A 20,977-nucleotide genomic window follows, 5' to 3' on the forward strand; every position below is an offset into this window, starting at 1 on the left:
GGGCCTGTGTGTTTCACCGCTGCGCGGATGCGCGGGGCGGCTTAGAACTCCTGCCAGTCACCCTCGGCGACCTCGGCAGCGACCGCACGGCTGGCCGGCTTGCGCGCCGGTGCCGGCGCGGCGGCCGGGCGGCTGACCGCACGCGGTGCCGGTGCGAACACCGGTGCGGCGGGCGCCACTTCCTGCTCATCCAGGCGGAAGATCGACACGGCATCGCTGAGGTGGCCGGCCTGTTCTTCCATCGAGCGGGCGGCGGCGGTGGCTTCTTCCACCAGCGCGGCGTTCTGCTGGGTGGTTTCGTCCATCTGCACGACGGTCTGGTTGACCTGTTCGATGCCGGCCGACTGTTCCTGCGAGGCCGCCGAGATCTCGGCCATGATGTCGGTCACGCGCTGCACCGAGGCGACGATCTCGCCCATGGTGGCCCCGGCCTTGTGCACCAGCGCCGAACCGTCGTTGACCTTGCCGACCGAGTCGTCGATCAGGCCCTTGATTTCCTTGGCGGCACCGGCCGAACGCTGGGCCAGGGTGCGCACTTCGGAGGCGACCACGGCGAAGCCGCGGCCCTGTTCACCGGCACGTGCGGCTTCCACCGCGGCGTTCAGCGCCAGGATGTTGGTCTGGAACGCGATGCCGTCGATCACCGAGATGATCTCGGCGATCTTCTTGGACGAGGTCTGGATCGCGCTCATGGTGGTCACCACCTGGCCGACCACGTCACCGCCCTGCGAGGCGACGGTGTGCGCGCCGATGGCCAGCTGGTTGGCCTGGCGGGCGTGTTCGGCGTTCTGGCGCACGGTGGAGGTCAGTTCCTCCATCGAGGCGGCGGTTTCTTCCAGGTTGGCCGCCTGCTGTTCGGTACGGCGCGACAGGTCGCTGTTGCCGGTGGCGATTTCGCTGGCGGCCGAGCTGATGGCCTGGCTGGACTGCTTGATGCGGGTAACGATGCCGCTGAGCTGTTCGGCGGTGGCGTTGGCGTCATCGCGCATGGTGGCGAACACGCCTTCGAACTCGCCGTGCATGCGCACGGTCAGGTCGCCCTGCGACAGTGCGGTGAGCAGGCCGGAGATCTGTTCGATGCTGGAGGCGTTGGCGTCGAGCAGGCCGTTGATCTGCTGGGCCAGCTGCAGGAAGAAACCATCCTTGCCTTCGGCGCTGATGCGGCCGGACAGGTCGCCGGCGGCGGCCTGGGCGATGACGCGCGCTACTTCGGCTTCGACCAGCGCTTCGGGGGTACGGTCACGCCATTCGACCACGTGGCCGACGCTCTCGCCTTCTTCGTTGCGGATGGTGGAGACGACCTGGGCGAACTGGGCATCGCCGAACTGCATGGCGCGGCGGGCCACGCCGTGCTGCTTGAGGTTGGCCAGCAGGCTGGCGTCCATCTCGCCGCGGTGCTCGAGCACGGTCAGCGGGCGGCCGACCAGCGAAACGGAGGCGTCGAAGTCCGGCAGGTTGCGGCGCAGGTCGTCCTGGTACTGGGACAGGGTCTGTTCCAGCGCGCGGTTGGCGTAGACGATGTTGAGGTTGTTGTCGGTCAGGTACACGCCGGTGGAGCTGTAATCCAGCGCGGTACGGATGCGCAGGTTTTCGCGTGCCACGGCCTGTTCGGTTTCGGTGCGGTCGCGCAGGTCGCGCTGCATGCGCTGCATGGCCTGCATCAGGTCGCCGACTTCATCCTTGCGGGTGACGTCGATATGGCCGTCCAGCTTGCCGCCGGCCACTTCATTGGCCACCGACACGGCGCCGCGGACGCTGCCGACCAGCGAGCGGGCGAACAGGTACACCAGCACCAGGCCCATGGCGGCGCCGCCGAGCAGGGCGATGATGGTCAGGGTGGCGGAGGTGGCGTAGGTGGATTCAGCCTCTTCGCGCGAGGCGCGGGCAAGGCGGTTGTCTTCGGCGATCAGGGTTTCAAGGGCAGTGGCGGCCTTGAGGTGCTTGGTGCGGGTTTCACCAACGAAGGTATCGATGGCATCGTCCGGCAGGTCCAGCTCCAGCATTTCGGTGACCGAATCGTAGGAGGCCAGCGAATCGGTCCAATCCTTGGCGAAGGCGTCGAACAGCTTCTTCTGCTGCGGGCTGTCGATCAGGGCGGGGTACTTCTTGATCGAGGCGTCGATCTTGGTGCGCAGGTCGGCGGCGCGGGTCTTGGCTTCGGCCTTGACGTCGTCGCTGGCGCGGATCAGGCCCTGGTAGGCCGAGTTGCGGTATTCACCGAGCATGCCACGCATTTCGCCGGCCATGCGGATGCTTTCCATCCGGTTGCCGGCCAGTTCGGTGGTCACGTTGTTGAGGGAGTGCAGGCCGCGGTAGGCGACCACGCCCTGCAGCAGCATCACCAGCAGGATTACACCGAAAGTCAGCATCAACTTCGGCATCAGTTTGAGGTTGTTGATCCATTGCATGGTGGTGCACTCTCCGGTGGCAGACGCGTCCGGGCGTGGCGCCCGGTTGCAGCGGCCACGCCGGCCTGTGCCGGCGTGGCGGGGCGTGGGGCGATTACTTGATGTTGGCCAGCTTCAGGCCAGCCGGCGAGCTGACTTCGATTTCAGCGCGCGAGGCGTCGCGGGCGATCTTGCCGATCACGCAGACGGTCTTGCCTTCCAGGGTTTCCAGCGGGAAGCTGAACTTGCCGCGGTTCTCGCCGGCGATGCGGGCCGAGAAGGTGTGGCGCGGGAAGGCGCCGCCCATGTACAGGAAGGTCGGCTGGCCTTCGGAACCTTCGGCGTAGCGGGCCTTTTCGACCTTGCCGCAGACCATGCCATCCTTGCCAACGGCGCGCGCGGCCAGCTCCGGCGGGATCATTTCAGCCGACTGGGCGAAAGCGGACGAGGCGGACGTGGCGAGGACAGCGACCGAAAGCAGTGCAAGCAGGGACTTCATCGGGAGATTCTCCGGGGGATATGGATAAGTGGTCCGGGGCGTGGCGGGGCCGCGCGTCCGGTTCCTGAATCCAGCTATCGGCCAGTTGCGACACAACTTAAGGACTTTGTTGAACGAAAGTCGTTCCGGTCTGTCGCAGGGGCCGGATCAGGCGGCAGCGTCTTCGACAACGGCCGGCTGGCCCATGTCGGCGCTGTCGAGCAGGGTTTCGATATCGAGCAGGATCAGCATGCGATCGTCCTGGGTGCCGATGCCGGAGATGAAGCGGGTATCGACGGCGGCGCCGAACTCGGGGGTGGGGCGGATCTGGTCGGCGTTGAGCGGGATCACGTCGGAGACGCTGTCCACGACGATGCCGACCACGCGGTTGTCGACGTTGAGGACGATCATGACGGTGAAGGCGTCGTAGCGTGCTTCATCCAGGCGCAGCTTGAGGCGCAGGTCGATGACGGGAACGATGGTGCCGCGCAGGTTGATCACGCCCTTGATGTAATCGGGGGCATCGGGCACGCGGGTGACGGAGTCGTAACCGCGGATTTCCTGCACCTTGAGGATGTCCACGCCGTAGTGCTCGGCGCCGAGGGTGAAGCTGAGGTACTCGCCACCGCTGCTGGCGGCGTTGGGGTTGCTGTCGTTCATGGAAGGAATCCTGGGTCGGGCGTGGCGGTCGGAAAACCGGGGCGTCACGCTGGATATCGGCCTGGGATGTCGCGACTTTAGAGGCGCAGGGCGTAGAGCAAGAGCGTCTGGTCTGCGGGTGTCCCTGGCTTGGGCTGGCGGGGGTGGGTTGGCGGGACACGCCGCAAGTACGTCCGTGTAGGCTCGTTCGCGCCATCCATGGCGCTCTACGGTCCCGCCAACCCACCCCCGCCAACCCTTTGACGCTGTGTCGGTGCACACAGGAAAAGCGGTAGGTACCAACCGTTGGTTGGTACCGCTCTTGCTCTCTTTGAGGCGCCGGCCGAGGGTCGGCGGGTTGGTGGCGGTAGGTTTGCGGGGGTGTGAGCGGCATGGATGCCGCGACCAAGCCCTCATGGATGGGTTTACGGCGCCCCCCGCGGGCCTACCGCCACCGGCCCGGAAGCGATCAGCTCACCGCGGCTCTTGCTGTTGCTGTTGCCTCAGCTACTCGCCGTTCTTGCGGGCGCTGCGTTGGCGGTCGATGCGGAAGATGTAGCGCTGGATGGCGCTGTCGCCGCCGCGCGGGAGGCCATCGAAACGCATGCCGATGCGCTTCATCTCCACACCGCTGGGCAGCTTGACCGCCAGCTGGTTGCAGACGATCAGCGAGATCTGCAGCGGGCCGCTTTCGGGCATGTCCAGGCGGGCGTCGTAACGCTTCTGGATGCTGAAGACGTTGCAGTCCACCGGCACGGTCACGGCCAGGCCGCCGCCGCTGATGTCCACCACGCGCAGGTGCAGGGCTTCGCTGCGGTCTTCGTTGATCGGGAACAGCAGGTGAGGGGAGTCGGTGAACGGGGTTTCCAGCCGATAGAGTTCGCGGCGCTGCAGGTGCACCAGTTCGGTCGGGAAGGGCACGCGGAAGGCGACGTGGCGGTGGCCGCCGGTGCGTTCCAGGTGGTCCAGGCGGAAGCGGACCATCACCCGGTCCAGCTGCGCGAAGCAGAGAAGGTGGCCGGCGTCTTCGGCGGCGCGGTTGGCCGGCTCGGACGGGCTGCCGTCGAGCAGCAGCCAGTCGTCGTCCTCGTCCAGTTCCAGGATCGCGGTCGGGAACGACTGGTCGCGACCGCCCAGGTGCGCGTTGATCAGCGAGCGCTGGTCGATCAGCGCCTGCAGCAGCTGGCGGATCTGCCGGGGGTTGCGGACCAGGTAACGATCGTCCGTGCCGTCTTCGTGGGCGGCATGGGATGCGTCATGGGGGTCAAGGCTGCCTTCGGACATGGACTCTGCTGCGTTGGGCGGGTACGGATATCGTGCGATATCAGGTCTCTGTCCGTTTATCGGCAGCAGTTCACAATAATGTAGGGCCAATGTGTGTAGCGGTGCGATCGCCGAAAAAAACCACCCCGCCGGAGCGGGGTGGTGTCAGGGGCGGACGGTGGCGAGGATCAGAACTCCTGCCAGTCGCCTTCGTTGGCCAGTACCGGCTCGCGCACCGCCGCGCGACGGACCGGGGCGGCCGGTGCACGCGGGCGGGCCGGGGCGGCGTGGCGCGCTGCCGGTGCGGCGGCGACGACCGGGGCGGCCTGGCCCTCGAGCTTGAACAGCGACACCGCATCGGTGAGGTGGCCGGCCTGTTCTTCCATCGAACGGGCCGCCGCCGTGGCTTCCTCCACCAGCGCCGCGTTCTGCTGGGTGGTTTCGTCCATCTGCATCACGGTCTGGTTGACCTGCTCGATGCCGGCCGACTGCTCCTGCGAGGCCGCCGAGATCTCGGCCATGATGTCGGTCACGCGCTGGACCGAGGCGACGATTTCGCCCATGGTCGCACCGGCCTGGTTGACCAGCGCCGAGCCTTCGGCGACCTTGCCGACCGACTCGTCGATCAGGCCCTTGATCTCCTTGGCCGCGCTGGCCGAACGCTGGGCCAGGGTGCGCACTTCGGAGGCGACCACGGCGAAGCCACGGCCCTGTTCACCCGCGCGGGCCGCTTCGACGGCCGCGTTCAGGGCCAGGATGTTGGTCTGGAAGGCGATGCCGTCGATGACGGTGATGATGTCGGCGATGCGGCGCGAGGACGCGTCGATCTCGTGCATGGTGCTGACCACCTTGCCGACCACTTCACCCCCCTGCGAAGCCACCGAGTGCGCGCCGATGGCCAGCTGGTTGGCCTGGCGGGCATGTTCGGCGTTCTGGCGCACGGTGGAGGTCAGTTCCTCCATCGAGGCGGCGGTTTCTTCCAGGTTGGCGGCCTGCTGTTCGGTGCGGCGCGACAGGTCGTTGTTGCCCGATGCGATTTCGCCGGCGGCGGTGCTGATGCTGCCCGAGGCGTGCTGGATGCGGCTGACGATCTGGGTCAGCTGGGCCACGGTGGTGTTGGCATCGTCGCGCATGCTGGCGAACACGCCGTGGAACTGGCCCTGCATGCGCGCGGTAAGGTCGCCGTTGGCGATGGCCTGCAGCAGGTGCGACAGCTGCGACAGGTTGCCGTCGGCCACTTCCATCATCGTGTTGAGGTGCTCGATCATGACCCGGAAGTCGTGGTCGAAGCGCAGTGCGTCGCCGCGCTGGCTGAAGTCGCCGGCGGCCGCGGCCTGGGCCAGGCTCTGGATCTGGGTGTTGATCGCCAGCAGGCTGGCCTTTGCCGCGTCCATCGATTCGTGCAGGATCGCGCGGGTGCCGGGCAGGCGGCGCGCGTTCTGCGACAGGTCGCCGGCCGCGTACTGGTTGAGCACGTTGATGGCGTCCTTGATCGAATCCAGGTGCTCGAAGATCACCGTGTTCACGCCCACGGCCAGCTGGCCGTACACACCCGGGAAGTCTTCCGGGATGCGGTGGCTGATGTCCGGGCCGGCGTGCATTTCCACCATCTGCTGGGTTTCGCTGGAGAAGCGGCGCAGCATCAGGGTCATGTCGCGGGTGGCCGCCAGCATGCGGCCGGCTTCATCGGCGGTGGTGCTGGAGGCGATGTTCACCGACAGGTCGCCGCGGGCCACCGACTGGATGGCGTGCATGGCCTGGCGGATCGGGCCGGTGATGGCGCGCGAAATCACCACGCCCATGGCAATGGCCAGCAGCGAGAGCAGGCCGATGGTGACCAGGATGGCCACCACGCTGGTGCGGTGGGTGGCGTTGGCGTCGGCGATCTTGGCCTGCATCAGGTTGCTGCTGAAGGCGCCGAGTTCCTTGAGGTCGTCGAACATCTTGCGGCGCGCCGGGCGCGACTTCTCATCGGAGATCTGCTGGGCCAGCACGCCATCGGCGGCGGCCACGGCTGTACGCATTTCGGCATTGGCGGCGAAGTAGACCTCCAGGTCGGCGGCGACCTTCTTGTACAGCGCCTTCTCCTGGTCACCGGCCGGCAGCGCGGCGTAGGCCTGCAGCTCGTCGCGCACGGCCTTGGCCGTGGTGTCCATGCGCTTGTTGTAGTCGGCCACCTTGTCGGCCTGGTCCAGCATGGTCAGCTGGGCCAGTTCGAAGGTGCGGAATTCACCGAGCTGCGCGCGCACTTCGCCCAGGTGCTGGACGGAGGGAATGTCATTGCTCGCCATTTCGGCGAGTTCGGCATTCACGCTGTTCAGGCGCACCAGGGCAAACACGCCCAGCGCGATCGTCATCAGGGTGGTGAGGGCAAACCCGACCGCGAGCTTGCGGCTGATGGGCAGATCATGGAACCACTTCATGCGGGAAACTCCGGGCAGGGCGGGGGCGCACAGCCGTGGGGTGCTGGGCGAAAGGTCGAAGCAGCAAGGCGGTGGGGCGTCAGGCGGGCAATGAACGTCTCATCGCTATTGCGGATAACGGCGGCGCATGGCGGTTTCTTGAGTGCGCGATGTCACATTTTTTCGCGGCCCACGCAGCGGCGCGGATTCCGGCCGATGGTTGCGAAAGCAAGCAATACCAATGGTTTCGCCATGCGGTGGCGAATGGGTCACCGATACGCGACCGTATCGGCCCCGACCGACATCACGGTTTGCAACCAGGCGTTCATGGCGCCGGAACGAAGAGCATCCACGCAGGGCGTGGATCTACGCATTCGGTTACATCGGTCGCGCAGGGCGCAAAGGCGTCGCGCCCGTTTTTGACGTTGATTACGTGATCGTCCTGCGCACGTAACAGTTCGTAGGTCCACGCCCTGCGTGGACACCGCGCGCAGCGCGGCCCAAGCGTCCGAAGCCGACGCGCGAACGGTTGCCACAACGGGTCCAACGTTTAGAGCGAACCGAAGCCGCCCATCATGCGTGCAGAACAAAAAACGCCCCCGTCATCAAGCGGGGGCGTTTCGAGCGGGCAGGGCCCGTGGCGCTTACGCCGCCTGCGGCACCCGCAGCGAACGCACCAGGCCGCCGATATCCACGATCAACGCAACGCGGCCGTCGCCCAGGATGGTCGCACCGGACACACCGCTGATACGCCGGTAGTTGTTCTCGATGTTCTTGACCACCACCTGCTGCTGGCCGACCAGTTCGTCCACTTCCAGCGCGATCTTCTGGCCATCGCCTTCCACCACCACCACCAGCGAATCATCGTGGGTGCGGCGGCCGAAGCCGTAGTACTCGCTCAGCGACAGGATCGGCAGGTATTCACCGCGCACGCGCAGCACACGGCCTTCGCCGGCCATCGAACGCACGTCTTCCGGCTGCGGCTGCAGTGCTTCCAGCACATATGCCAGCGGCAGGATCACGGTTTCGCCCGCCACCGCCACGGTCATGCCGTCGAGGATGGCCAGGGTCAGCGGCAGGCGGATCAGCACGCGGGTGCCATTGCCGGCCCTGCTTTCCAGCTGCACTTCGCCACCCAGCGCCTGGATGTTGCGGCGGACCACGTCCATGCCCACGCCACGACCGGACAGATCCGTGACGGCATCGGCGGTGGAGAACCCGGGCTGGAAGATCAGGTCCCAGACCTGCGCATCGGTGGGGTTGTCGGGCACGGCCAAGCCGCGTTCGAGGGCCTTGGCCAGGATCTTGTCGCGGTTCAGGCCGCGGCCGTCGTCGCTGACTTCGATCACGATATGGCCGCCCTGGTGCGATGCGGCCAGGGTAATCGTGCCGGTTTCGTCCTTGCCGGCGTCGCGGCGGACGTCGGGCATTTCCAGGCCGTGGTCGATCGAGTTGCGGACCAGGTGGACCAGCGGATCGGCGATCTTTTCGATCAGGCCCTTGTCCAGCTCGGTGCCTTCGCCAATGGTGCGCAGGCGCACGTGCTTGCCCAGGCGCGAGGAGAGGTCGCGGACCAGTCGCGGGAAGCGGCGGAACACCGCGTCCACCGGCAGCATGCGCACGCCGATCACCGCTTCCTGCAGGTCGCGGGTGTTGCGTTCCAGCAGGTCCAGGCCAGCAAACAGCTGTTCGGCATGCACCGGGTCCAGCGCGTGCGAGACCTGCTTGAGCATGGCCTGGGTGATGACCAGTTCGCCGACCAGGTTGATCAGCGCGTCGACCTTTTCCACGGCGACGCGGATGGAGGTTTCTGCTTCGCTGGTGGCCGCAGGTGCGGCTGCTGCCGCAGGTGCTGCCGGTGCGGCGGCCACGGCTGCGGCAGGCGCGGCGGCTGCCGGGGCGCTGGTGGCCAGGCTCGGCGGTGCGGCCGGACGGATGTCCAGTTCGCAGTCGTCCACGACCCAGGCGAAGGTGTCTTCGATCTTGCTGCGCGGCACCTTGCCGACCAGGCCCAGGTCCCACGCCAGGTGGGCTTCGAGCGGGTCGAGCTGGTCGAAGCCGGGCAAACGGTCCAGTCGCGCGGCCACCTGCAGCGAACCCAGGTGTTCCAGTTCGCGGATGATGCGCAGCGGATCGTTGCCGCTCATGAACAGCGACGGCGCCGGTACGAAACCGATCTGCCACGCTTCGGGGGTGTCATCGACCTTGGCGGCAACCGGCGCGGCGGCGCTCGGCGCCTGGCCGGACAGCACCGCTTCCAGGCGTGCCTTGACCGCGGCCACGGCCTGCGGATCGGCCGGCTGGCCGTGTTCCGCTTCGCGCAGCAGGGCGCGCAGCACGTCCACCGAGGACAGCATGGCATCCACGGCCGCCGCTTCCAGCGCGCGCTTGCCGGCGCGCAGTTCGTCCAGCAGCGTTTCGAGTACGTGGGTCAGCGCGGCGATGGCGTCGAAGCCGAAGGTGCCGGCGCCGCCCTTGATGGAGTGCGCAGCGCGGAACACCGAGTTGATGATTTCCGGATCCTGCTGGCCCGATTCAAGTGCCAGCAGGCCCGCTTCCATCGCGTCCAGGCCCTCGCGGCTTTCCTCGAAGAAGGTGGCGTGGAAGCGTTGCAGGTCCATGCTCATGGGCGTTCGGGTCCGGTTACCAAAGGGGGAGGGGAAGGCGGGTGGGGATCAGCCCAGGACTTTCTGGACGGTCGCGACCAGCTGTTCCGGGTTGAACGGCTTGACCAGCCAGCCGGTGGCACCGGCCGCCTTGCCTTCGGACTTCTTGTCGGCAGCCGATTCGGTGGTGAGCATCAGCATCGGGGTGAACTTGTAGTCCGGCAGCTGGCGCAGCTCGCGGATCAGCGAGATGCCGTCCATGTTCGGCATGTTCACGTCGGTCACCACCGCGTTGAAGCGCTGGCCCTTGGCCCGACCCAGTGCGACGGCGCCGTCTTCGGCTTCCTCGACGGAAAAGCCGGCCGAGGTGAGGGCGAAGGAAACCATCTGGCGCATTGACGCCGAATCGTCCACCACCAAGATACGTGCGCTCATGCCGCGTTCTCCACAGATTTCAGGTTGTCATGGGTTGCGTCCAGGCCCAGGGCCTGGGTGACACCGAGCAGGCGCGCGGCATCGCGGAAGGTGGCCGTGCAGCCGTCGAACGCGGTCGGGTGGCCGGCCTGGCGGCGGGCCTCGACGAACGCGCACAGGACCTGCACCGACGCGGTATGGATACGGCCCACCTGGCTGGCATCCAGCGTCAGGTCGCCGCCCTGGTCCACCAAGGGGGCCAGGCGTGTTTTGAGCTCGGTGCTGGTCTCGATTCCGAGATCATCACCCAGGGCCACAGTGCTCATCGTTGCTCCGGACAAACGGTTCCGAGGTCTATAACGGCGTATTTCTGGAAACCTTTAGGGCGGGGGTTGTTCCGAAGCCGCCGGGCATCCCGCGGACACGCATGGCGTGTCCCTACGCCGCCGTAGCGACACGCCATGCGTGTCCCACGTAGCCACGGACACATCCAATCAATTCAACAACTGCGTGGCATCCAGCAGGATCATCGGCTGGGCGGTTACCCGCGCCACGCCACGGAACAGATCGTTGGAGATCTGGCAGATGCGCGCGGTGTCGGGCGGTTCGATCTGCGAATCGGTGAGGTTGGCCACGTCTTCCACGGCCGATACGCGCAGGCCCATGGTTTCGCCGTCCTCTTCCAGCACCACGATGCGGGTGTTGGCGTCGTCGCGGGCGGGGCCGGTGCCCAGGTGGATGCCCAGGTCCATCACCGGCACCACCTGGCCGCGCAGGTTCATGATGCCCAGCATGGCCGACGGAGTGCCGCGCAGCGGCAGCAGCGGTACCGGCAGCACCACCTCCTGCACCTTCAACAGCTCCAGCGCGTAGGCCTGTGGGCCGCAGCGAAGGCGCAGCCAGCGCGAGGTGCGCTCGCTGGCGCGGCGGTCACCACGGGGGCTGGAGGCGGGGTTGCGGGCCTGTGCCTGCAGTTCCTGCCAGCTGCTCGGGCGACCAGAGGAGGCGGGAGCGGGAGCGGGAGGCGCCGGGCGCGGTGCGGCCACGGGTGCCGGCGGCGGTGCAGCACGTGCGACCGGTGCGGGGACGGCGGCCGGGACCGCCGCGCGCACAGGAGCGGCCACGGCCACCGGCAGGGTGTCGTGGAGCGCTTCGGCCGGCAGGTCGTCCCAGCTGGGGCGCGAGGCGTCCGGCGTCGCGGCGACCTCGACCGGGCCCAGGGCCGGGTCGTTGAGCAGTTCGTCCAGCAACGCAAGGTTGGCCGGTGCGCCGGGTGAGGTGGGCGTTTCGAACGCCGGCGCAGCCGCGACGGGGCCCAGCGCTGGGTCGTTGAGCAGCTCGTCCAGCAGCGCCAGCGCGGCAGGCGCGCCCGGCGAGGTGGGCGTATCGAACACCGCAGCCGCAGGAGCAGCCTCCACCACGGGCCCCAGCGCCGGATCGTTCATCAACTCGTCCAGCAGCGCCATGGCGGCCGGTGCGCCCGGTGAGGTCGGGGTGTCGAAGGCGGGTGCGTCGTTGTCAGCGGTGAATTCCGCGCGGATCGCTTCGGCCACGTCGCTGGCGTCTTCGGTGTCGGCGATCGCCACGGCAGTCACGGGCACGGCATCGCCGAGCAGTTCCTCGAGATAGTCGTCGAGTACGCCGGTGCTGTTCATGCCGCGCGCTCCATCTGCAGCGCGTCGTCGGCCAGGATCCATTCCAGCGCACGCCGGTACGCGGCCAGGCCACGGCCGGGGTAGTCATCGGAGGTCGCCGGCACGGTCAGGCTGGCGGCGTTGCAGATGCGGGTATCCACCGGGATCGCGTCTTCCCAGACGCGGTGGCCGTGGCGGTCCTGCATCTGCTTGAGCGTTTCGTTGCCGGCGCGGGTGCGGCGGTCGAACAGGGTGGGCAGGATCGACATCGGCAGCGGACGGCGGCGCGAACGCTCGACCATCTCGCCGGTACGCACCATGCCATCCAGGCCGTGCAGGGCCAGCGGCTCGGCCTGGGTCGGAATGATCAGGCGGTCGGCCGCAGCCAATGCGTTGATCATCAGCAGGCCCAGGGTGGGCGCGCAGTCGAGCAGGATGTAGTCGTGCTGGCCCTGGTGGCGCGCCATCGCGTGCTGCAGGGCCAGGCCGAGGCCGGGCTGGTTGGCGCTGCGCCGTTCCAGCGTGGCCAGCGCGGCCTGCGCGCAGATGAAGTCCAGCCCGGGCACCTGGCTGTGGTGGGCCAGGCTGCCCAGTTCGGCCGGCGGGGTGCCGAACAGCTCCAGCACGCCGGCCGGCGGCGGATCCAGCGGCACGCCGAAGGCGCGGGTCAGCGAGGAATGCGGATCGAGGTCGATCAGCAGCACGCGGTGGCCCAGGGCGGCCAGGCCGCGGCCGAGCGCGAGGGTGGTGGTGGTCTTGCCCACGCCGCCCTTCTGGTTGGCGATTGCCCAGATACGCATCGGCTTACTCCTTCATTGCGGGGGGAACGGCGGCGCCAACGCGGCTGCCGGCCGGCACCGGTGGCAGCTGCACCGGCGCGAGGGGGGAAACGGGGGAGGGCGTGGCCGGTGCCGGCGCGGTGCCGGTTTCGGCGGTGAGCTGCGGGCCCAGCGGGTCCACGCCCTGCGCGGTGTCGGCCAGGATGATGACCATCACCCGGCGGTTGCGGTTGCGGCCCTGCACGCTGGTGTTGTCTTCGCGCGGGCGGAACTGGCCGTAGCCGACCATCGCCAGCCGCGCCGGCTGCACGCCCTGGTCGGCGAACAGGTGCACCACGCTGGCCGCACGCGCGGCCGACAGTTCCCAGTTGGACGGGAACAGCGCGGTGGCGATCGGCACGTCATCGGTGTGGCCTTCCACGCGCACGCCGTTGGGCGCGTCGTGCAGCACTTGCGCCAGCGAGGACAGGGTGTCGCGTGCGTGCACGTCGAGCGTGGCCGAGCCGGTGGTGAACAGGATGTCGCTGTTGATCTCCACTTCGATCCACAGCTCGGTGCGGCGCACGGTGATCATGCCGCGGTCGATCAGCGGTGCCAGCGTAGCGGTCAGGCGGTCGGCGATGCTGTTGAGCTGGCGCTCGGCGGCCTGCAGCTGTTGCTGGTTGTGCACCGATACCGGCATGCGCATCTGCGAGGCCATCGCCGGCAGCAGGGTGGGGTCGTTGCTGGGCGACGGTGCGGAAGGGCCGACGCGGTTGCCGGCCTTGATCACCGACGGGCTGTCCCAACCGCCGCCCTGCACCTGCTGGTTGCCGACCTGCACCGGGTTGATGGTGCGCGGCGCGCCGCCGAATGCAGTGGTCAGCGCGTCGGCCATGACCCGGTACTTGCCTTCGTTGAGCGAGGAGATGGCGTACATGACCACGAAGAAGGCAAGCAGCAGCGTCATGAGGTCGGCGTAGGGAATCGCCCAGGCCTCATGGTTGGCATGCTCTTCGTGGGCTTTGCGGCGGGCCATGTCAGTGCAGGAACCCCGACAGGTTGGTCTCGATGTTGCGCGGGTTCTCGCCCTGGGCAATCGAGATCAGGCCTTCGATGATCATTTCGCGGTCGCGGCTGTTGTGGTGGATCACGCTCTTGAGCTTGGCCGACACCGGCAGGAACAGCAGGTTGGCCGAGGCGATGCCGTAGATGGTGGCGGTGAACGCGGCGGCGATGCCGTGGCCGAGCTTGCTGGGGTCGGCCAGGTTCTTCATCACCGCGATCAGGCCCAGCACGGCGCCGATGATGCCCAGCGTAGGCGCGTAGATGCCCATGCCTTCGAACACCTTGGACGCGGCCAGGTCCTGGCTTTCTTGGCTGCCCAGTTCGATTTCCATCATGTGCCGGATGGTTTCCGGCTCCACGCCGTCCACCAGCAGCTGCAGGCCCTTGCGCAGGAACGGGTCGTCCTGGGCATCGACCTGGGCTTCCAGGCCGAGCAGGCCCTGGCGGCGGGCGATGTTGCTCCATTCCACGATCTGGCGGATCAGCTCGGCGCGGTCGCTGGCCGGCGGGCGCACGACCCAGCGCACGATCTTGAAGGCGTGCTTGAACACGGCCGGCGAGGTGTGCAGCAGGATGGCGGCGAGGGTACCGACGATGACGATCACGAAGGCGGCAGGGGACCACAGCGAGGCCAGCCCGGCACCCTTGAGGATGCTGCCGCCGACCAGCGAGGCCAGGGCGAGGAAAAGTCCAATGAGGCTGAGTCTGTCCATTTGTCCGATATCGGCTTGCGTGGGGGGTACTTGAGTTGCGGGGCTATCGGGGGTTCAGCCACGCAGGGCGTGGCTCTACGCGGGGGGGGCCTTGGCGATTCGGTGCCCTGGTTCAATCGTGGGGGGTGCGCAGGCCGTCCACGTCGAGGATGAGGGACATGCGGCCGTCGCCGATCAGGGTGGCGCCGGCGTAGCCGCGCAGGCCGCGCAGGGCCTTGGGCAGCGGCTTGATCACCACTTCCTCGCGGCCACGCACCTGGTCCACCACCAGCCCGAAGCGTGCTTCACCGGCCTGCAGCACCACGATGGTGAGCAGCGGGGAGGGCGCCGGATCCACGTCCAGCCAGTGGCGCAGGTCCACCAGCGGCAGGGTGTGGGTCTTGCGGTCGAGCACGGCGCGGCCGTCGAACCAGCCCAGCGAGGTGTTGGGTGCGTGCAGCACTTCCATCACACGCGCCAGCGGCAGCGCGTAGACATCCTCGCCGGCCTGCACCAGCAGGGTCGGCAGGATCGCCAGGGTGAGCGGCACGCGGATCATGAAGCGGCTGCCACGGCCAAGTTCGGACTGGATCTGGATCTGGCCGCTGAGTTCGCGGATGCGCGACTGCACCACGTCCATGCCCACGCCACGGCCGGAGATATCCGTGACTTCCTGCTTGGTCGAGAAACCGGGCAGGAACACCAGGTGCAGGCATTCCTCGCTGGTCAGGCGGGCGGCGGCTTCGGGATCGATCAGGCCCTTTTCGCGTGCCTTGGCACGCAGGCGTTCGGGATCGATGCCGGCGCCGTCATCCTGCACTTCAATGCTGACGTAGTCGCCTTCCTGCTGTGCGGACAGGCGCACGTTGCCGCTGCGGCTCTTGCCCTGGGCTTCGCGCAGCTCCGGCATTTCAATGCCGTGGTCGATCGCGTTGCGCACCAGGTGCACCAGCGGGTCGGCCAGGGCCTCGACCAGGTTGCGGTCCAGTTCGGTTTCCGCGCCGATCAGTTCCAGCTCCACTTCCTTCTTCAGGTTGCGGGCCACGTCGCGGGCGACCTTGGGGAAGCGCGAGAACACCTTGCCGACCGGCTGCATGCGGGTGCGCATCACCGCCGACTGCAGGCGTGCGGTGGCGATGTCCAGGGTGGACACGGCGCGGTCCAGTTCTTCGTCGTGCAGGCGCGCGCGCAGGGTCTTGAGCCGGTTGCGCGACAGCACCAGTTCGCCGATCAGGTTGACGATGGCATCCAGGCGCTTGGTATCCACGCGCACGGTGTGCTCGGCTTCGGCCACCGGCTTGTTGGCGGCCGGCTTGGCCGGTGCCGGAGCGGCGACCGGGCGCGGTGCGATGGCCGGGGCGGGTGCGGGGGCAGCCACTGGCTGCGCGCCGGGGGCGGCGCCGCCATGCAGCTGGTCGAGCAGCGCTTCGAATTCATCTTCGCCGATCAGGCCGTCGTCTTTCTTTTTCGTCACGGCGGTCGGTGCCGCGCCGCCGTGCAGCGTATCCAGCAGGGCCTCGAACTCATCGTCGGTGATCAGCTCGCCGCTGGAGGCGGCGGCCGCCGCGACCGGGGCCGGCGTGGCCGGTCCGTTGACGTCGAACTGCGCGATCAGCTCCGGCGGGGCATAGCCCGGCTCGGTGCCGGCGGCCACCGAATCGAGCATGGACTGCAGGTAATCCAGCGATTGCTGGCCGGCGTCGAAGTGGTGGGCCTGCAGCACGGCCTGGCCCGAACGGGCCATGCCCAGGGTTTCTTCGGCGGCGTGGCACAGCTCGACCATGGCCTGGATGCCCAGGAAGCCGGCACCGCCCTTGAGCGTGTGGAACCCGCGGAACACCGCGTTGAGCTGGTCGCTGTCCTGGGGCGACTGCTCCAGCGACACCAGCTGTTCGCCGAGGCGATCCAGGATCTCCTGGGCCTCGAGGATGAAGTCTGCAGCAATGTCGTCTGGAACAGCACTCATGGTTTCAAAGCCCCAAATCGGAAAGCAGGTCGTCGGCGTCCACCTGCGACACCTGATGGCGGTCCAGGCCGCTCACGGCCGGACCGGCCAGGCCGTTGTCGCGCTTGTGGGTGCTGTCGTCCGGCGGCGGCAGGCCGAGCGCGCCGAAGCCTTCGTGCACGCGGCGCACGATGCCCACCACGCGGCGGATGATCTGCCCGGTGAGATCCTGGTAGCTCTGGGTGAGCGCGATCTCGGTGAGGTTGTGGCGGATGCGGTCCAGCTGCTGGTCCTGGTCCGGGCTCAGCCCGTTGGCGCGCAGCTGCTCGGTGAGCGCGCGGCATTCCTCGGCCAGGTCCAGGGTGCGGTGGGTGGCCTGTTCGGTCATCGCCACCACGTGGTCCAGGCGCGCGCAGGCATCGTCCAGCTCGCCGGCTTCGCTGGGCAGGGTGGGCAGTTCGCCCAGCGCCTGGCCCAGCTCGCGGGCGAGCCGGTTCAGCCCGGCCATCATCGGCTGGGTGCGCAGCGCGGCCAGGGCGTCGATTTCCCGGCGCCAACCGGCTTCGTCACCGCTTTCCAGCGCGGCCAGGGCATCCTGCAGGCGCTGCACCAGCGCCGATTTGTCGCGAAGGGTTTCCATCAGGCGCTGGCCGCCAGGCGCTCGAAGATCTTGCCGAGCTTCTCTTCCAGGGTCGCAGCCGTGAACGGCTTGATGATGTAGCCGTTCACGCCGGACTGGGCGGCTTCGATGATCTGCTCACGCTTGGCTTCTGCGGTGACCATCAGCACAGGCAGGGTCTTGAGCTTGGCGTCGGCGCGGATCGCCTTGAGCAGGTCGATACCGGTCATGACCGGCATGTTCCAGTCGGTGACCACGAAATCGAACGGCTGGCTCTGCAGCAGGGCCAGCGCGGCATGCCCGTCCTCGGCTTCGGCCGTATTGGTGAAGCCCAGATCGCCCAGCAGGTTCTTGACGATACGACGCATGGTCGAGAAGTCGTCGACGATCAGGATACGCATGTTCTTGTTCAAAGCACTTTCCTCGGTATCAAGTGTTCTCGAGGCCGGCGTCGGCCGCCTCGAAGATCTTCAGTCGGCCACGCAGGCGCAGCACTGCCTGGCCATGGATCTGGCAGACGCGCGACTCGCTGACGCCGAGCACCGCGCCGATCTCTTTCAGGTTCAGTTCCTGCTCGTAGTACAGCGACAGCACCAGCTGTTCGCGTTCGGGCAGCAGGCCGATCGCATTGCCCAGTTCGCGGCCGAACTCACCGCGCTCCAGCACCTGCTGCGGGGTCGGGCCGCCCTGGGCGACGGTATCCAGCTCGCCCTGGTCTTCGATCCGCGATTCCAGGCTCAGCACCTGGCCACGCGCGGCGTCTTCCATCAGGCGCAGGTAATCGGGCAGCGGCATGTCCATCGCGGCGGCCACTTCGGTGGCGCTGGCGGCACGGCCGGTGCTCTGCTCCAGCCGGCGGATGGTAGAGGCGGCGTCACGGGCACGGCGGTGCACCGAACGCGGCACCCAGTCGCCCCGGCGGATCTCGTCGATCATCGAGCCGCGGATGCGGATCGAAGCATAGGTTTCGAACGAGGCGCCCTGGTCGGCGTCGTAGCTGCGCGAGGCCTCGATCAGGCCCATCATGCCGGCCTGGATCAGGTCGTCGACTTCAACGCTGGCCGGCAGGCGTGCGGCCAGGTGGTGGGCGATGCGCCGGACCAGGTCCGAGTGCTGGGCAATGCACTCGTTGGCTGCGGCGCGCTGCACCTCTTTGTATTGTGCGGCGCCTTTCATGCGGTCACCCCGCGTTGCTTGAGGATGCGTTCCAGGAAGAATTCAACGCCGCCGCGCGGCTCGGTCGGGGCCTGCCAGCGCGCGGTGCGGCGGGCGATCTCGGCGATCGCCTGCGCCGACGGGCTGGACGGGTAGGCCTTCACCACCGGCTGCTGGCGCTGCACCGACAGGCGCAGCCAGTCGTCCTGCGGCACGCAGCCCAGGTAGTTCAGCGAGACATCGGCCAGGAACTTGTCGCAGACCCGGCTCAGCTTTTCATACAGCACGCGGCCTTCGTTGGGGTCGCGCACCATGTTGGCCACCACCTGGATGCGGTCCACGCCACGTTCGCGCGAGAGCACCTTGATCAGGGCATAGGCGTCGGTGATCGAGGCCGGCTCGTCGCAGACCACCACCACGGTGTCCTGGGCGGCCTGGCAGAAGGTGAGCACGCCGTCGGTGATGCCGGCGGCGGTGTCGACCACCATGAAGTCCAGGTCGCGTTCCAGTTCGGAGAACACGTTGACCAGGCCCACGTGTTCGGCCGGCTGCAGTTCGGCCATGTGGCGGCGGCCGGACGCGGCCGGCACCACCAGCACGCCGCCGGGGCCTTCCAGGATCACTTCATCCAGCGTGCAGCGCCCGGCGACCAGGTCGGCCAGGGTCAGCTTGGGCTGCAGGCCCAGGATCACATCGATGTTGGCCAGGCCCAGGTCGGCATCCAGCAGCAGCGTGCGCTTGCCCATGTCGGCCAGCGCCACGGCCAGGTTGGCCGACACGTTGGTCTTGCCCACGCCGCCCTTGCCGCCGGTGACGGCGATGGTGCGGACCGGGCCCAGCGGCTGGCTGCGGGTGGCCGACAACGGGAAGGTCCTGGTCAGGTTTTCATACTCACGCGACGGCATGGTTCAACTCCGGGTTGCAGGGCATATCGGCCGCGCGGCGCAAATCTTCAAGGCGAAGTACAAGATTGGCAGCACTGGCCCGGTGCAGGTCTTCGGGAACGTCCTGGCCATCGGTGACCCAGGTGATCGGCAGGCGGTGGTCGACGGCCACCGACAGGGCGGTGCCGAAGCGGCCGGTCTCGTCCAGCTTGCTCAGCACCACGCCCTGCGGGTTGGCGCCGCTGAAGCGGCGGACCACCTCGTCCATGTCGCCGAAGCTGGTGTTGGCCGGCAGCACCAGCAGGGTGCGGATCTGCGGCGCGGCGCGCAGCCACTGCAGCTGGGCGGCCAGGGCGCGGTCACGCGGGCCCAGGCCGGCGGTGTCGATCAGCACCAGCTTGTAGTCCTTCAGGCGCTCCAGCAGCTGGGCCAGGTCGCTGCCGCTGTTGGCTTCATGCACGGCGATGCCAAGCTGGCGGCCGAAGCCGTACAGCTGCTCGCGGGCGCCGATGCGGGCGGTATCGGTGGTGACCAGGGCCACGTCGCGGGCGGCGTGGGCTTCGGCGAAGCGCGACGCGAGCTTGGCGATGGTGGTGGTCTTGCCGGCACCGGTGGGGCCGACCAGGGCGATCACGCCGCCGGCCTCGAGCGGGTCGACCGGGGCGATCGGCAGCTTCTTGGACAGCAGGCCCAGCATCAGGCCGCGGCCGCGGTGGGCTTCGGTGTCCAGCGGGATCTGCAGGGCCACGTCGCGGCAGATGCCGGCGTCGAAGCCGTATTCGTCCATCAGGTCCAGCGCGGCGGCACGCACCGCCGAACCGCGCAGGCGCTCGTCGGTGAAGCGGTTCATTTCGCGCTCGATGACGGTGCGCATGCCGGCCACTTCATGGCGCAGCTGGCGCAGTTCCTCGTCGTCGCGGACCAAGGTCACCGGGGCGGCGACGGCAGCCACCGGGGCGGTGATGACCTCGGCGGGCACCGTCGGTTCGTTGGCGGCCTGCAGCGACGGCTCGACCGGGGCAGCAACCGTCATCGCAGCGACCGGCGCGGCGAAGTCCTCCACAGCCACCGGAGCGGGTGCGGCAAACACCGCCGAATCGTCGATCTGGATGGCCGGGCTGGCGGCGGCCGGGACCACCGGCACGGTTTCCCACAGCGGGGCGGCCGGGGTTTCGAGCGGAGCGCGCTGCATCTGCTGCGCCGGCATCTGCGGCAGCTGCGGCGGCACGCTGGTGCGGCCGGCCGGGGCGTGCATCTCAAACAGCGGTGCTTCGTCCAGCGGCGGGTCGATGATGAAGCGGGCGCGGTTGGCCGGGGCCGGCGCAGCGGCGCGGACCGGTGCTTCCACTGCCACCGGCGCGGCTTCGGCGACCGGCGCAGTCACGGCGCGTTCGGCGGCGGCAGCCTGTTCGACATTGAACGGGGCGAAGATCTGTTCCGGCAGCGGGTTGGCCGGCTGCACGTTGGCACGGGCCAGGGTGGCGGCAAAGCCGCTGCTGCCCGGCGGCGGCACGATTTCGTTGGCGCTGTCCAGGGTGCGGCCGGTGGCGCCCACGGCGGCGCGGGCCAGGGCGGCCACGGCCGAGGTGGTGGCCGCCACCGGTTCCGGCGCGGTGGCCGGTGCCTTGCGGCGGGTCACGGCGGCGATCACCGCATCGGCGGCATTGCGCGGGCGCGGGGCCGGCGGCGGCGGGGCCACGTCCTTGCGCGCCGCTTCCAGTGCACGCTGCACCGCGCCTTCGTCATAGTTCGCCGCGGCCACGATTTCCACGCCTTCCTCGATCCGGCGATTGGACAGGATCACGGCATCCGGACCGTGTTCCTTGCGCACCAGGTTCATGGCAGAGCGCATATCGGGAGCGACGAAGCGTTTGATTTTCATGCTGTGGTACCGGGACTGGGGCGGCTGGGGGGTGGAAGGGAAGCGCTGGTTGTCGGTGGTCTGCACGGTCCGGGGTTCCCTTCTTGTCCTGCTGCGGTGATTGCGAAATGGGGGTGTCTGTTTTCTGACGCGTTGCTGTCGGAGTTCCGGC

The 20,977-nt window shown here is 68.2% G+C and carries 18 protein-coding genes; all 18 read right to left on the reverse strand.

Features of this window, described 5'->3' with window-relative positions:
* Positions 1-41: 41 nt before the first annotated feature.
* The gene (locus tag NMB40_RS07100) at positions 42-2,408 is read right to left on the reverse strand and encodes a methyl-accepting chemotaxis protein (protein ID WP_494360581.1); all 2,367 of its coding nucleotides are present in this window, start codon (positions 2,406-2,408) and stop codon (positions 42-44) included.
* 94 nt (positions 2,409-2,502) lie between these two features.
* Positions 2,503-2,886, reverse strand: a complete 384-nt coding sequence (locus NMB40_RS07105; RefSeq protein WP_392917203.1) for a hypothetical protein — start codon at positions 2,884-2,886, stop codon at positions 2,503-2,505.
* 147 nt (positions 2,887-3,033) lie between these two features.
* Positions 3,034-3,525, reverse strand: coding sequence for a chemotaxis protein CheW (locus NMB40_RS07110; protein WP_068851606.1), 492 nt, complete (start codon positions 3,523-3,525; stop codon positions 3,034-3,036).
* A gap of 486 nt (positions 3,526-4,011) precedes the next feature.
* Positions 4,012-4,788, reverse strand: a complete 777-nt coding sequence (locus NMB40_RS07115) for a flagellar brake protein (protein WP_282248428.1) — start codon at positions 4,786-4,788, stop codon at positions 4,012-4,014.
* 167 nt (positions 4,789-4,955) lie between these two features.
* Positions 4,956-7,190: a methyl-accepting chemotaxis protein gene (locus NMB40_RS07120; RefSeq protein ID WP_494360582.1), complete on the reverse strand. Its 2,235-nt coding sequence runs from the start codon at positions 7,188-7,190 to the stop codon at positions 4,956-4,958.
* 623 nt (positions 7,191-7,813) lie between these two features.
* Complete coding sequence (locus tag NMB40_RS07125) at positions 7,814-9,796, reverse strand: chemotaxis protein CheA (protein WP_494360583.1); 1,983 nt, start codon at positions 9,794-9,796, stop codon at positions 7,814-7,816.
* Positions 9,797-9,844: 48 nt separating this feature from the next.
* Entirely contained in the window at positions 9,845-10,210 is a 366-nt protein-coding gene (locus NMB40_RS07130; protein ID WP_038688521.1) for a response regulator, read from the reverse strand.
* Complete coding sequence (locus NMB40_RS07135) at positions 10,207-10,515, reverse strand: STAS domain-containing protein (RefSeq protein ID WP_095363812.1); 309 nt, start codon at positions 10,513-10,515, stop codon at positions 10,207-10,209. Before NMB40_RS07135 ends, NMB40_RS07130 begins: the two co-directional genes overlap by 4 nt.
* A gap of 168 nt (positions 10,516-10,683) precedes the next feature.
* On the reverse strand, positions 10,684-11,844 hold the full coding sequence (locus tag NMB40_RS07140) for a chemotaxis protein CheW (protein WP_494360584.1): 1,161 nt from the start codon (positions 11,842-11,844) through the stop codon (positions 10,684-10,686).
* On the reverse strand, positions 11,841-12,623 hold the full coding sequence (locus NMB40_RS07145) for a ParA family protein (RefSeq protein ID WP_282248119.1): 783 nt from the start codon (positions 12,621-12,623) through the stop codon (positions 11,841-11,843). The genes NMB40_RS07140 and NMB40_RS07145 overlap by 4 nt, the downstream gene beginning before the upstream one ends.
* A 4-nt stretch (positions 12,624-12,627) precedes the next feature.
* A complete protein-coding gene (gene motD / locus NMB40_RS07150) occupies positions 12,628-13,620 on the reverse strand; it encodes a flagellar motor protein MotD (protein WP_494360585.1) in 993 nt (330 codons plus the stop codon).
* 1 nt (position 13,621) lies between these two features.
* A complete protein-coding gene (locus NMB40_RS07155) occupies positions 13,622-14,362 on the reverse strand; it encodes a flagellar motor protein (RefSeq protein WP_068851628.1) in 741 nt (246 codons plus the stop codon).
* Positions 14,363-14,474: 112 nt separating this feature from the next.
* Positions 14,475-16,307: a chemotaxis protein CheA gene (locus NMB40_RS07160; RefSeq protein WP_494360586.1), complete on the reverse strand. Its 1,833-nt coding sequence runs from the start codon at positions 16,305-16,307 to the stop codon at positions 14,475-14,477.
* 4 nt (positions 16,308-16,311) lie between these two features.
* Positions 16,312-16,926 carry a protein phosphatase CheZ gene (locus tag NMB40_RS07165; protein WP_494360587.1) on the reverse strand — a complete coding sequence of 205 codons (615 nt, stop codon included), beginning with the start codon at positions 16,924-16,926 and terminating at the stop codon, positions 16,312-16,314.
* Positions 16,926-17,318, reverse strand: a complete 393-nt coding sequence (gene cheY, locus NMB40_RS07170) for a chemotaxis response regulator CheY (RefSeq protein WP_282247230.1) — start codon at positions 17,316-17,318, stop codon at positions 16,926-16,928. The genes NMB40_RS07165 and cheY overlap by 1 nt, the downstream gene beginning before the upstream one ends.
* Before the next feature lie 16 nt (positions 17,319-17,334).
* On the reverse strand, positions 17,335-18,081 hold the full coding sequence (locus NMB40_RS07175) for an RNA polymerase sigma factor FliA (protein ID WP_214903450.1): 747 nt from the start codon (positions 18,079-18,081) through the stop codon (positions 17,335-17,337).
* The gene (locus NMB40_RS07180; protein WP_068851643.1) at positions 18,078-18,965 is read right to left on the reverse strand and encodes a MinD/ParA family ATP-binding protein; all 888 of its coding nucleotides are present in this window, start codon (positions 18,963-18,965) and stop codon (positions 18,078-18,080) included. The genes NMB40_RS07175 and NMB40_RS07180 overlap by 4 nt, the downstream gene beginning before the upstream one ends.
* On the reverse strand, positions 18,952-20,826 hold the full coding sequence (locus tag NMB40_RS07185; protein ID WP_494360588.1) for an AAA family ATPase: 1,875 nt from the start codon (positions 20,824-20,826) through the stop codon (positions 18,952-18,954). Before NMB40_RS07185 ends, NMB40_RS07180 begins: the two co-directional genes overlap by 14 nt.
* Between the last annotated feature and the right edge of the window lie 151 nt (positions 20,827-20,977).

This window comes from Stenotrophomonas sp. FBCC-B152 (genome assembly GCF_059134105.1).